Source organism: Microvirga sp. RSM25 (assembly GCF_044784385.1).
Classification (GTDB): domain Bacteria; phylum Pseudomonadota; class Alphaproteobacteria; order Rhizobiales; family Beijerinckiaceae; genus Microvirga; species Microvirga tunisiensis.
In genome coordinates this window covers 4723744-4736595 of the sequence record NZ_CP173039.1, presented here as the reverse complement: position 1 = coordinate 4736595, position 12852 = coordinate 4723744, and the positions used below count along the sequence as shown (strand labels likewise).

Annotated in this window: 12 protein-coding genes and 2 pseudogenes; 6 read left to right on the top strand and 8 right to left on the bottom strand. The window is 63.0% G+C overall.

All coding sequences use genetic code 11. The annotated features are described in order from the left end of the window. The first annotated feature begins 112 nt into the window (after nucleotides 1–112). From dnaN to gyrB, 5 genes and pseudogenes are all read left to right on the top strand, one after another. Complete coding sequence (dnaN, locus tag ACD578_RS22545; RefSeq protein ID WP_152709533.1) at nucleotides 113–1231, top strand: DNA polymerase III subunit beta; 1119 nt, start codon at nucleotides 113–115, stop codon at nucleotides 1229–1231. Between the two features lie 282 nt (nucleotides 1232–1513). Next, nucleotides 1514–2676: pseudogene (recF, locus tag ACD578_RS22540) on the top strand (DNA replication/repair protein RecF). Then, nucleotides 2673–3002: a DHCW motif cupin fold protein gene (locus tag ACD578_RS22535; RefSeq protein WP_404288675.1), complete on the top strand. Its 330-nt coding sequence runs from the start codon at nucleotides 2673–2675 to the stop codon at nucleotides 3000–3002. Before recF ends, ACD578_RS22535 begins: the two are co-directional and overlap by 4 nt. Before the next feature lie 24 nt (nucleotides 3003–3026). Then, nucleotides 3027–3641: a LysE family translocator gene (locus ACD578_RS22530; RefSeq protein WP_404288673.1), complete on the top strand. Its 615-nt coding sequence runs from the start codon at nucleotides 3027–3029 to the stop codon at nucleotides 3639–3641. A gap of 191 nt (nucleotides 3642–3832) precedes the next feature. Beyond that, nucleotides 3833–6259, top strand: coding sequence for a DNA topoisomerase (ATP-hydrolyzing) subunit B (gyrB, locus tag ACD578_RS22525; protein WP_404288671.1), 2427 nt, complete (start codon nucleotides 3833–3835; stop codon nucleotides 6257–6259). Between the two features lie 73 nt (nucleotides 6260–6332). Here gyrB and ACD578_RS22520 read toward each other — a convergent pair whose 3' ends face one another. From ACD578_RS22520 to ACD578_RS22510, 3 genes are all read right to left on the bottom strand, one after another. After that, on the bottom strand, nucleotides 6333–6974 hold the full coding sequence (locus ACD578_RS22520) for an O-methyltransferase (RefSeq protein ID WP_404288669.1): 642 nt from the start codon (nucleotides 6972–6974) through the stop codon (nucleotides 6333–6335). A gap of 427 nt (nucleotides 6975–7401) precedes the next feature. Continuing rightward, nucleotides 7402–8781, bottom strand: a complete 1380-nt coding sequence (locus ACD578_RS22515; protein ID WP_404288667.1) for an FAD-containing oxidoreductase — start codon at nucleotides 8779–8781, stop codon at nucleotides 7402–7404. Next, complete coding sequence (locus ACD578_RS22510; RefSeq protein WP_404288665.1) at nucleotides 8778–9242, bottom strand: DUF4126 domain-containing protein; 465 nt, start codon at nucleotides 9240–9242, stop codon at nucleotides 8778–8780. The genes ACD578_RS22515 and ACD578_RS22510 overlap by 4 nt, the downstream gene beginning before the upstream one ends. A 221-nt stretch (nucleotides 9243–9463) precedes the next feature. Between ACD578_RS22510 and ACD578_RS22505 the strand changes: the two genes are divergently transcribed. Beyond that, entirely contained in the window at nucleotides 9464–11158 is a 1695-nt protein-coding gene (locus tag ACD578_RS22505; RefSeq protein ID WP_404288663.1) for a diguanylate cyclase, read from the top strand. A gap of 12 nt (nucleotides 11159–11170) precedes the next feature. Here the strand turns inward: ACD578_RS22505 and ACD578_RS22500 are convergent, their stop codons facing one another. The 5 genes and pseudogenes from ACD578_RS22500 to ACD578_RS22480 all read right to left on the bottom strand — a co-directional run bounded on the left by ACD578_RS22500 (nucleotide 11171) and on the right by ACD578_RS22480 (nucleotide 12806). After that, the gene (locus ACD578_RS22500; protein ID WP_404288661.1) at nucleotides 11171–11308 is read right to left on the bottom strand and encodes a hypothetical protein; all 138 of its coding nucleotides are present in this window, start codon (nucleotides 11306–11308) and stop codon (nucleotides 11171–11173) included. Between the two features lie 3 nt (nucleotides 11309–11311). Further along, a pseudogene (locus ACD578_RS22495) lies at nucleotides 11312–11365 on the bottom strand (VOC family protein); the annotation flags it as partial. A 35-nt stretch (nucleotides 11366–11400) separates the two neighbouring features. Beyond that, nucleotides 11401–11820, bottom strand: coding sequence for a DoxX family protein (locus ACD578_RS22490; RefSeq protein ID WP_404293993.1), 420 nt, complete (start codon nucleotides 11818–11820; stop codon nucleotides 11401–11403). A gap of 30 nt (nucleotides 11821–11850) precedes the next feature. Continuing rightward, nucleotides 11851–12330, bottom strand: a complete 480-nt coding sequence (locus ACD578_RS22485; RefSeq protein ID WP_404288659.1) for an SRPBCC family protein — start codon at nucleotides 12328–12330, stop codon at nucleotides 11851–11853. Between the two features lie 44 nt (nucleotides 12331–12374). Beyond that, nucleotides 12375–12806 carry a VOC family protein gene (locus ACD578_RS22480; protein ID WP_404288657.1) on the bottom strand — a complete coding sequence of 144 codons (432 nt, stop codon included), beginning with the start codon at nucleotides 12804–12806 and terminating at the stop codon, nucleotides 12375–12377. Nucleotides 12807–12852: the final 46 nt, after the last annotated feature.

The following is a 12852-nucleotide window of genomic DNA, read 5'->3' as shown; positions in this document are numbered from 1 at the left end:
GGCCTTGCTTTCTCGGGCGACAAAAGCCAATCTTGCTGCCCTGCTTATCCCGCTCGAGGCTGGTCCTTCGCGGGGGTGAGCCAAGAATTTCACCGAAACTAGGTGCTAGGTTATGAGAGTTACCGTTGAGCGCGCCGCTCTGCTGAAGGCGCTGGGGCATGTGCACCGCGTCGTCGAGCGCCGCAACACCATTCCGATCCTGTCGAATGTCCTGCTGCGCGCGGACGAAGGATCGCTTCGCCTCAAGGCCACCGACCTCGATATCGAGGTGACGGAGACGATCCCCGCCGAGATCACGGAAGCCGGCTCGACCACCGTTCCGGCCTACATGATCTACGACATCGTGCGCAAACTCTCGGACGGCGCCCAGGTCTCCCTCGAGATGACCGCCGATACGGGCCAGATGCAGATCCGCTCCGGGCGTTCGCGCTTCATGCTGCAGGCCCTGCCGGAAAGCGACTTCCCGGATCTCGCCGCCGGCGACCTGCCGCACCGCTTTACGCTGGCTGCGGCCGATCTCAAGCGCCTGATCGAGAAGACGCAGTTCGCGATCTCGACAGAAGAGACGCGCTACTACCTCAACGGCATCTATCTCCACACGATCGATGCGGGCGGCTCCGTCGTCATGCGGGCGGTCGCCACGGACGGCCACCGCCTCGCCCGGGTCGAAATCCCGGCTCCCACAGGTTCGGAAGGCATGCCCGGCGTGATCGTTCCGCGCAAGGCGGTGGCCGAGATCGTCAAGCTCGTCGAGGACGGCTCTGAAAACATCACCGTCGAATTGTCCTCCGCCAAGGTGCGGCTGACCTTCGACGGCGTGGTGCTGACCTCCAAGCTCATCGACGGTACCTTCCCCGATTACCAACGCGTCATTCCCGCCGGGAATGACAAGGTTCTCGTGGTCGAGCGTGCCGATTTTTCCAAAGCCGTGGACCGCGTCTCCACCATCTCGTCCGAGCGCGGACGCGCGGTGAAGCTCGCGCTCAATGACGGCCGCCTGACGCTCACCGTCAACAACCCGGATTCGGGCAGCGCGACAGAGGAGATCGAAGTCGATTACGATGCGACGCCGATCGATATCGGCTTCAACGCCCGTTATCTCCTCGACATCACGGCCCAGCTCGACGGCGACACCGCCCTGTTCAAGCTCGCCGATCCCGGCTCCCCCACCATCGTCCAGGACCGCGAAGGCGCCTCCGCGCTCTACGTCCTGATGCCGATGCGGGTGTAAACCGCTTCAGCGTTGGTCATCCCGGACGGAGCGCAGCGACGATCCGGGATCGTCTTCAGAATCAACCTCTATGTCATCACCGGCCTAGTGCCGGTGATCTCGCTTTGGTCCGGCGCGACACTCTTCCTGATCCGGATAGCCGGCACTAATCCCCGGATCGAGCCCGGGGACGGCCATGACAGAGAAGGGGTTGAATGCAAAGGGCGCATCATACCGGTCCAAAACCGGTTTGGCCGTGCCAACGCTTGATCTTTCGCGCCCGCTCCTGAATGAAGGGGGCGCATGTCCTCCTCCCCTGTTGCCGCTTCCCGAATCGCCCGTCTGATCCTCCAGGATTTCCGCACCTATGCGAGCCTGGATCTCACTATCTCGCGCCCGCTCGTGGCGCTCGTGGGCGAGAACGGGGCCGGCAAGACCAATGTGCTGGAGGCGATCTCGCTCTTCATGCCCGGACGGGGCTTAAGACGGGCGGAACTTAGCGAGATGGCGCGCAATGAGGGGCCGGGCTCCTTCGCCGTTTCCGTAACCCTCGATGCCCCTTACGGCGAGCACCGTCTCGGTACCGGACTGGAACCGCAGGGTGAGAATACGCGCGCCTCGCGCATCTGCCGCATCGACGGCATGCCCGCCTCCTCGCCGACCGCCTTTGCCGAGTATCTGCGCATCGTCTGGCTCACCCCGGATCTCGATGCGCTGTTTCGTGGCGCCGCCGGTGACCGGCGCCGCTTCCTCGACCGTCTCGTGCTCGCGGTCGATGCGGAACACGGCACGCGGGTGAATGCGCTGGAGCGGGCGTTGCGCTCGCGCAACCGCGTGCTCGAGGAAAACCCGGACGACCGCCTGTGGCTCGATGCACTCGAGCGCGAGGTGGCGGAGCTCGCCATTGCAGTCGCCGCCGCCCGCCGTGAAACCGTGGAGCGGCTTGCGACCCTCATTCTCGAGACGCGCGAGGAGGAATCGCCCTTCCCCTTCGCCATGATGGGTCTCGAGGGTGAAATCGATGCGCTCGTCGCTACTCTGCCTGCCGTCGATGCCGAGGACCGCTACCGCGCCCTTTTGCGCGACAACCGCTCCCGCGATCGGGCGGCCGGACGCACCCTCGTCGGGCCTCAGGCCTCTGACCTTCTCGTGCGCCACGGGCCCAAAGACATTCCCGCCAACACGGCCTCCACCGGCGAGCAGAAGGCGCTGCTGATCGGCCTCGTGCTCGCCCATGCCCGGCTCGTCGCCAGCATGAGCGGCATCGCTCCCTTCGTGCTCCTCGATGAGGTCGCCGCTCACCTCGATCCCCGCCGCCGGGCCGGGCTCTATGACGCGCTGGAAACATTAGGGGGCAGGTCTGGATGACGGGAGCGGATCCGGGCCTATTCCAGGAACTGGACGGGAGAGCCGATCTCTTGCATGTTGCTCCTGGTCACATTGTTGCTTCTCAGGATCACCCATGAAGATGTCAGACATCCGCTTCGGCTCGACGGATTGGTCCTCCGTCGAGCCGATTCGCTATCCTGGCGAGACGGGCGACGCACTTTGGCGGACACGAGAGTTCAGCGACATCCGAGTCCGGCTGGTCGAATGCTCCCGGAATTACCGGGCCGATCGTTGGTGCAGCAAAGGTCATATCCTGTTCGTTCTCGAGGGCGAGTTCGTGACCGAGCTCGAGGACGGCCGTATTTTCACTCTCACTGCAGGTCAAAGCTTCCAGGTCGCCGATGGGGAAGAGCCCCATCGCTCCTGGTCGACGGGCGGGGCAAAACTTTTTATTGTCGATTGAGCCAATCCGGAAAGGGCAGCGCGCATGGAACTCGCAGGTCTCATCCTGTTCTCCTCTGCCCTCTTCGTCGCCGCCGCCTCACCGGGGCCGGGGATTGCCGCCATCGTGGCGCGAGTGCTCGGACGAGGGTCGAAAGAGGCCATCCCCTTCAGTATCGGTATTGCCCTGGGCGATGTGGTGTGGCTCACCTTCGCTGTCCTAGGATTGGCCGCCCTGGCACAGGCTTTCCACGAGATTTTCCTGGTCGTGAAATATGCGGGCGCAGCCTATCTGCTTTACCTCGCCTACAAGATCTGGACGGCGCCCGTCGTGGCCAGGGACGTGGAGGCGCAGGCCGGGACCGAGCATCCAGCCAAGCTTCTGCTCGGCGGGCTTGCCCTGACCTTGGGCAATCCGAAAACCATCGTCTTCTACTTGGCCCTCCTGCCGACCATCCTCGATCTCACCCAAATCACAGTGCTGGGTTATGCGGAACTGGTGGTGGCGACCTTGAGCGTGGTGGGCGTGGTCTTTGCCGGCTATATCGTGCTCGCCGCTCGCGCCCGGCAGCTCTTCACGACGCCGATGGCGATCCGGATCCTCAACCGCACCACGGGCGCCCTGCTGGCCGGCGCGGCAGCGGCCGTTGCGTCACGTTGAACCTTGCGTCCTGAGGCAAAGAACCGCCTCTCCGGCAGCTCGATCAGCAGTTTCTGGTGGATTTTTCGGCCCCTTTTCACGCGCGCGTATGCGCGTGGGGGTGAAATTTCAACCAATCGTCACTAAATATCTGATATGACGAATCAAAACCTGGCGCGCCTCTCCTTTTTGTGCGTCCTGAAGGATCCCAAATGGCCGAACCTGCTATCAACGTAAGTGCCGACGCCTATGGCGCGGAATCGATCAAGGTGCTCAAGGGCCTTGATGCGGTGCGCAAGCGGCCGGGCATGTATATCGGCGATACCGATGACGGCTCGGGCCTCCACCACATGGTCTATGAGGTGGTGGACAACGCCATCGACGAGGCTCTCGCCGGTCACGCGACGGAAGTCACGGTCACGCTCAATGCGGACGGCTCCGTGACGGTCACCGATAACGGCCGCGGCATTCCCACCGACATCCACCAGGGCGAAGGCATTTCGGCGGCCGAGGTCATCATGACCCAGCTGCATGCGGGCGGTAAGTTCGACCAGAACTCCTACAAGGTTTCCGGCGGTCTGCACGGCGTGGGCGTGTCCGTGGTGAACGCGCTCTCCAGCTGGCTCAAGCTGCGCATCTACCGAAACGGCAAGGCTCACGAGATCGAGTTCCGTCATGGCAATGCGGTTGCGCCTCTGGCCGTTGTCGGCGACGCCGAAGGCAAGCGCGGCACGGAAGTGACCTTCCTGGCCTCCACGGAAACCTTCACCATGGTGGAGTACGATTACGCCACCCTGGAGCACCGCCTGCGCGAGCTCGCCTTTTTGAACTCGGGCGTGCGCATCATCATCACCGACAAGCGCCATGCGGAGCACAAGCGCGAGGAGCTGATGTACGAGGGCGGCGTCGAAGCCTTCGTGCGCTATTTGGATCGCGCCAAGACCCCTCTGATCCAGCAGCCGGTCCTGATCCGCTCCGAGAAGGACGGCATCGGCGTCGAAGTGGCCTTATGGTGGAACGACTCCTACCACGAGAACGTGCTCTGCTTCACCAACAACATCCCGCAGCGGGATGGCGGCACGCACCTCGCGGGCTTTCGCGCAGCCCTGACCCGTCAGGTCAACGGCTATGCGGAATCCTCCGGCCTGACCAAGAAGGAAAAGGTTTCGCTCACCGGCGACGATTGCCGCGAGGGCCTGACCGCCGTCGTGTCGGTGAAAGTGCCCGATCCGAAGTTCTCGTCGCAGACGAAGGACAAGCTCGTCTCGTCCGAGGTGCGTCCCGCCGTCGAGAACGTCATGAACGAGGCTCTCAACAACTGGCTCGAGGAGCATCCGCAGGAAGCCCGCACTCTCGTCGGCAAGGTGGTGGAAGCCGCTGCCGCCCGCGAGGCTGCGCGCAAGGCGCGCGAGCTGACCCGCCGCAAGGGAGCGCTCGACATCGCGTCTCTTCCCGGCAAGCTCGCTGATTGCCAGGAGCGCGATCCGTCGAAGTGCGAATTGCTGCTCGTCGAGGGCGACTCGGCCGGCGGCTCCGCCAAGCAGGGCCGCAACCGGGCCTTCCAGGCGGTGCTCCCCTTGCGCGGAAAAATCCTCAACGTCGAGCGCGCGCGCTTCGACAAGATGCTGTCGAGCCAGGAGATCGGCACGCTGATCACCGCGCTCGGCACCGGCATCGGCCGCGAGGAGTTCAACCTCGACAAGCTGCGTTACCACCGCATCATCATCATGACCGACGCGGACGTGGACGGCTCGCACATCCGCACGCTGCTGCTCACGTTCTTCTTCCGGCAGATGCCGGAGCTGATCGACCGCGGATATCTCTATATCGCGCAACCGCCGCTCTATAAGGCGACCCGCGGCAAGCAGGCGATCTACCTCAAGGACGAACGCGCGCTGGAGGACTTCCTTATCGATGCCGGTATCGACTCGGCTGCGCTTCGCCTCGAAACCGGTGTGGAGTTCCAAGGCGCCCAGCTCAAGGGGCTCATTGACGAGGCCCGCCTCGTGCGGCAGGTGCTGAACAGCCTGCATACGCGCTATAACCGCAAGGCGGTGGAGCAGGCGGCAATTGCCGGCGCGCTGCGTCCTGATGTGGTCGATGATCCCGACCGCGGCCCCGCTGCAGCAATCTATATCGCCCAGCGCCTCGATGCGATCTCGGAGGAGCTCGAGCGCGGCTGGACCGGCGAGGTCCATGATGGCGGCTATGTCTTCTCGCGCACCGTGCGCGGCGTGACGCAGACAGCAACGCTCGATCAGGCGCTGATCGCCAGCCAGGAAGCCAAGAAGCTCGACGAGCGCGCCACATCCCTGCAGGACGTCTATGCGAAGCCGGCGAAGCTCGTGCGCAAGAATGACGAGATGCAGATCGACGGCCCGCTCTCGCTCTTCAACGCGGTGCTTGCCGCCGGCCGCAAGGGCCTGCAGCTCCAGCGCTACAAAGGCCTCGGCGAGATGACAGCGCAGCAGCTCTGGGAGACGACTCTCGATGCCGACGTGCGTTCGCTGCTGCAGGTGAGGGTGAAGGACACCACCGACGCCGACGATCTCTTCGTCAAGCTCATGGGCGACGTGGTGGAGCCCCGTCGCGAGTTCATCCAGGAAAATGCGCTCTCAGTAGCGAATCTGGACGTCTGATCACGAGTGTCGCTGACCCGTACAGCGCCACCGAGACATGAAAAGGCGAAGCAGTTCATCAACTGCTTCGCCTTTACTTCTTGAAGTGACCGCTCGCCTCAATTGGCTCAAAGCGGCTGATCTCGATCCCTGTCCCGACGGGTAACAGCACGCTCGTGATTCCGGGCTTGGCGCGGATGGCTTTGCCGTAGCGTTTCACATCTTCGCCTCCAGGACGCAGCATGTTGTCGGCCACGATGATCGCGCCGGGATTGAGCTTGGGATAGAACGCCTCCAGGCAGGGCACGTAGAGATCCTTCCACAGATCAACGAGCACGAAATCGAGTCCAAACGGCAGTTCATCGATCATCTGGACCGCATCGCCGACCTTGAAGTCGATGGACTCGGCAAGGCCTGCCTTGATGGCCATCTCCTGGGCATAGGCCGACTTGTAGTCGTGCAACTCCATCGTCGTCAGCCTGCCGCCGCTTGCCCGTGCAGCTTCCGCCAGCCAGATGCCGGAATAGCCGAAGGACGTGCCGAGTTCGAGAATGTTCGGCGCCTGCAAGCCCCTTGCAATGATGTTGATCAGCTGGCCAGTTTCCGGCCCGACCGCACGCATGCGACGATCCTGCCCGCCGTCGCGTCCGCCCGGAGGCGTTTCACGGGCCCCGCTCCGCTCCTCGCGGATCAGTTCGTGATAGGCATCGAGCACGGCCGTGATTTTGTCGTCCATTCGGTGTTTCCTGAGATCGATTGGAGCCCGGATGTGGGACTGGTTCAGGCTTCTTCTTAACTGAAGATCCGCCGTCTCTGCGAGGGTGCATAGTCAAGCAGCAGACCTGGATCATCGTCCTCAAGCGCCCGGATCTTTTCCTCGACGAGGTCCGCCAAGACACTTTTCGGGCTTGTGGCGCGCAGTTCGCTGACGGCTTCCCTGATCTGTTTCAAATCCAAGGGGGATAGCGTCGCACTTCGTTGCCCTTTGAGCTCCTGATTCGAAGTCACTGATGATCCTCCGTATGAGCCGACACAGCAATGAATGGGTTCGCGCTGCAACGAGGATCAAGGTAGGCGTGGCCGTTTGCCCGCTGCATTGCGGAAGAATTACAATTCTGTAATGCACCTGGTTCGATAGGGAGAGAACGGAACCTACATTTGCCTCAACCGGGGGGCTTCAGGTCGCCGAGAACCGTCGGAATCAGCTCCGAAACCGTCGGGTGGATCGGCACGGCCCATTGCAAGGTCGGGTAATTCGCGCCGGCATTCATCATGTCGAGGATGCCATGAATCGCCTCGTCGCCGCCTGTTCCGAGAATCGCGGCACCGAGGATTTGCTTCGTGTCGGCATCGGCGACGATCTTCATGAAGCCCTTGGTTTCGTCCTTCTCGATCGCGCGTCCGACCCGTGTCATCGGACGCTTGGAGACGAGAAGCTCGCGGCCCGTCTTGCGCGCCTCCGTCTCCGTCATGCCGACACGGCCGAGCGGCGGATCGATATACAGCGCATAGCCCAACAGCCGATCGCTGACCCGCCGTGACGCGCCGTCGAGCAGATTGGCGGTCACGATCTCGTAATCGTTGTAGGCCGTGTGCGTGAAGGCACCCCGACCGTTGCAGTCGCCCAGAGCCCAGATGCCCGGCACGCTGGTTGCAAGCGTGTCATCAACGACGATGGTGCCTCTCGCGTCGACCTGAACACCAGCCTTGTCGAGGCCGAGATCGTCCGTGTTGGGGCGACGCCCGACGGCGAGCAGCACATGCGAGCCGACCACGACCGGCTCGCCGGAGGTGCAATCGACATCGACCGCCACGCCGTCAGCGTGCGGCTTGAAGCCGATGCAGGTGGCGTTGGTGCGGACGGTGATCCCTTCTGCCGTCAGGATGTCGCGAATGGCCTCCGAGACATCCTCGTCCTCGCGGGCGATCAGGCGCGGTCCCTTTTCGACGACGGTCACCTGCGCGCCGAAGCGGCGGTACATCTGCGCGAATTCGAGACCGATATAGCTGCCGCCGACTACGACGAGATGCCGTGGGAGCGTCTCGAGCTGGAGGATCGACCTGTTGGTGAGATAGGAAACCGTATCGACGCCCGGCATGTCGGGAATGCTCGCGCGGCCACCCACATTGAGGAAGATACGCGATGCCTTCAGCAGTTCGTTCCCGACACGGATCGTGTCCGGTCCCTCGAAACGGGCATGACCTTCGATGACGGTCAGGCCATCCATGCCGCGCAGCCAAGTCTCGAGATTCGTGCGCGCATTGGTCGAGACCGTGTCGGCGCGCGCCTTGACCCGCTTCATGTCGATAGCGATGGGGCTCGTGATGGAAACGCCGTAATCCGCACCCCTACGGGCGAGATGCGCCGCATAGGCGCTCGCCACGAGCGTCTTCGTCGGCATGCAGCCGGTATTGACGCAGGTCCCGCCAAAAAGCTTGCGTTCGATGATGGCGACCTTCATGCCCGCCGCCGCCAACCGTCCGGCCAGCGAAGGCCCTGCCTGTCCGGCACCGACGACGATGGCATCGAAAGATTGGGTCATGATACCACTCCCATGATCAATGCCGCTCCGAGAATCGCGATAACATCCTCGATCAAAGCGGCGGGACGATCCTTGCCAAAGGCGGCTGCCAAGCGTGCCCGGCCTTCCGCCCCTCCGAGCGTGCCGATGATCCCGCCCACGGCTCCGGCAACAAGCCCGCCGAGGAAGGAACCGCTCTGCGCGGCAATCGCACCGCCGCACAGGCCACCGACGATAATCCGGGTCGCGAAGGGAAGCAGCGTTTTGCGGCTGGGCGTGGTGGGGAGCTGATCGCCTATCAGTTCGCCGATGGCGAGAACCGTCATGATCCAGGGCGTGAAGCGATAGCCCAGGAAGGCGAGCCAGGTTCCCTCGAGATTGATAAGACCGAAAGAGGCTGCCCAGCTGACGGCTGCGGGAGCCGTCATCGCACGCAACCCGGCGATCACTCCGATCAGGAGCGCCAACATATAAACGGCCATCGCTCATCCCTGCTGTCTGCTCAAGCTTGCACGGCGGGAACGCGTTTTTCAATCCTATGCGGAATAGCATTGAGCGTCACACCGGGCGGCTGGACGAACTCGGCGGCGAGACCAGGCCCGGCAAAACAACCTTAACCATCCGGCTGGAAAGGTGACACGAAGATACATCGCCGGTATAAGGCTCGGCCTTCCAACCTCTTTTTCTTCAGCGGACGGCACTCATGATAGCAATGCGGCATTGGTCGCTTCGGCAGCAGGTGACCCTGCTGGTGGGTGTGCTGTGCCTTGCCCTCGTGTGCGCTCTTGCCGCGGGAGCGGCTTATATCGCCCAGAGCCGGGTCAGACAGATCGTCATGAACAACGAGGCCCACGATGCGGCCCTCACGACGAGCATCCTGGATCGCGGCATGTTCGAACGCTACCGGGAGGTCCGCAATCTGGCCGCCATGCCGCCCCTGAAGGCTATCTGGACAGGCGATCCGGCCATGATCCGCCAGGTGCTCGAGCAGTTGCGGACGTCCTATCCGGACTATGCCTGGATCGGATATGCCACGCCCGACGGAACAGTCCAGGCTGCGACGCAAGGCATGCTGGAGGGCCAATCCGTCCAGGCGCGTCCATGGTTCCAGGATGGCCTCAAGGGGCCGGCCGTCGGCGACGTGCACGAAGCCAAGCTCCTCGCCACTCTTCTGGGTCCGGCACCGAACAACGAGCCGTTCCGCTTCGTCGACGTGGCGGCGCCCGTTCGTGACGAGAGCGGCCGCGTGATCGGCGTGGTCGGAGCGCATCTGAGTTGGACCTGGGCGGAGGAGCGGCGGCAGACCATTCTCCGCAGCCAAGCTCGCCCTGACGCCAAGTCGATCTGGATCCTCTCCGGTGATGGGACAATGCTCCTCGGGCCGAATATCGGCAGCAAGCCGTTCCCGGACGAGCAGATCCGCGCGATGCGTCAGGCCAAGACGGGCGCCTTCGAAGATGTCTCAGGGCCCGAGGCGATGCTGACCGGCTATGCCGTTGCAGACGGCTACAAGGATTACCGGGGTCTCGGCTGGATCGTGATCTCCCGTCAGCCCGACACCATCGCCTTCGCAGCCACCAAGGGCATCGTCTGGACGATCATCGGCCTGGGATTCGCAATCGCTTTCGCCGGACTGATCTGCGCCCGCCTCATTGCGAAGGGCGTTGCCCGCCCGTTGCAGGCGATCATCCAGGCGGCCGACAAGATCGGCCGCGATCCGACGATTTCCCAGGTTCCCCGGGTGGTGGGATCCTCGGAGATCGTCAGGCTTTCGGCGGCGCTCCGCTCCCTTCTCCGGCGAGCCGGTGCGGCGGAGCAGCAAGTGATCGAGGTTGCCTCGCAGCATGAAAAGGACGTGACGGCTCTTCGTCAGCTGGCCGAGACGGATGCCTTATCAGGCCTCCTCAACCGCCGTGGCTTCAGCCTCCTGGCCAGCGATGCTTTCAATCTCTACCGACGCTCCGAGCGCTCGCTGGCCGTTCTGCTCCTCGACATCGATCTCTTCAAGAAGGTGAACGACACCTACGGACATGCCGCTGGCGATGCCGTGATCCAGACCGTCGGAACCGCATTGACGAAGGCCCTGCGATCCTCCGACATCATCGCGCGTTTCGGCGGCGAGGAGTTCATCGTCCTCGTGCATGGAGCGGATGCGAGCGGGATCATTACCATCGCCCAGAATCTGCGCCGCGCGATCGAGGCCCTTCCGATCGAGCACCAGGAGCAGAGACTGTCCATTACCATCAGCATCGGCGGTGCCATGGCAAATGCCGCTGACCGGGACATTCAGGATGTCATCGAGCGGGCGGACGGCGCTCTCTACAAGGCCAAGGCGGCCGGACGAAACCGCGTCGTCATCGACGGGCTGCAGATCCAGCTCGCCGCGGCCGTTGCCTGAACAATCAATTCGTCACGCCGCCGAGGAGGCGCGATAGGCGCTCTCGTGTGCGCTCGCATCGAGCTCAACTATCGCGAGCAGCGCTTCCATGACCCGGCGGATCTGTGCGGGATCCCTGTCCATCATCATGATGCGGAGTGCGGCTGGCACGATCTGCCAGGAGACGCCATAGCGATCCGTGATCCAGCCGCATCGCTGAGACGAACCACCGCCGTTTCATCAAGGACATGTTAGGCGAGATGTCAGCGGGCAAGCGGAAAAAGCGCCCGCACGCGCGGATCGCGCAGCCAGAGTCCAGCCCAGAGAGCGATCCCGAGATAAACACCGAACAGCGTGTGACTGAACAGCGGACTGCCGATGCGCACATGGGTGGCGATCGCGCCGCCGAGATAGGCGGTGATCAGGATCGCGCCCAGGATCGACGTGCGCGGAGTGGCGTAGAGCAGAGCGGACGCGATGAGCACGATTCCCAGGGTGCGCCACAGGGCGGGATCGGTCGGCCAGCCGAGCGGGATCACAGTGTCGATCACCACCTGAAGCGGCACCAGCTTGATTGCCCCGTCGAAGAGGAGGAAGAGGACGACGAGGCCGCTCAGGGCCCGTCCTGTCCAGACACCTGCGCTGCTCCTGGTGTCTGCTTGTGCCGTCGTTGCGTAAGACATCGTATTCATTCGTTCCCTCACTTCGATGAATCAAGCCGCGGAGGATACCAGCCGGCCTTCGGCGAGCTCGGCCAATTGGCCCGCCACGATGCCCCAGCCCTCATGGGAGCCCATCTGTTCGTGTTGCTTCATGGCCTCCTCGCTCCAGTGCTGCACCCGGGCGGTGTAGCGGGTGCCGGAGCCTTCCGGGTCGAACGTGACGATCGCGAGCATGAACGCATCCTGCGTGATCCAGCCCGGTTTGAAGGCATCTGTCACGACGATCTTGCGATTGGGCACGACCTCCAGGAACACACCGTCATGGGGCATGTCGGCGCCATCGGGCGAGCGCATCATCGTGTAGGCACGTCCACCGGGCCGAAGCTCGAAATCGACCACGGGCGTGGTGTAGGGGCGCGGCGCCCACCATTCGCCGGTGCGTTCGGTCCAGACCTTGTAGACGGTCTCGGGCGAGGCATGGATCAGTCGCGTGATCGAGAGCTCATGCTTAGCAGCATTCTGGTCGATCATTGTCTTCACTCCCCGTGAACTTTACTCCCCATGAACTTTCGCGCTCACGCTGCGGTCGTCTCGCTCATGGCTTCTTTGGCCGCCGCGACATCCATCCACATCACTTCCCAGATGTGACCGTCGAGATCCTCGAAGCTGCGGCCATACATGAAGCCGTAGTCCTGCTTCGGGCCGGGATCGATCGTGCCACCGGCAGAAGCAGCCCTGGCAAGTGTCGCATCGACGTCATCGCGGCTTTCAGCGGAGATGCAGATCAGGACCTCGGTCGTTTCCTTGGCATTGGCGATCTTTTTCGGCGTGAACTGACGGAACTTGTCGTGGGTCAGGAGCATCGCATGAATGGTGTCGGAGAAGACCATGCAAGCGGCGGTATGGTCGGTGAATTGCTCGTTCTTCACCGCCCCCAGGGCCTCATAGAAGGCGATGGACCGGGGCAAATCGGCGACGGGCAGGTTCACGAAGATCAGCTTGGACATTGGGTCTCTCCCTCTCGGCTTGTGATTTGACATTGATTCCATGAAA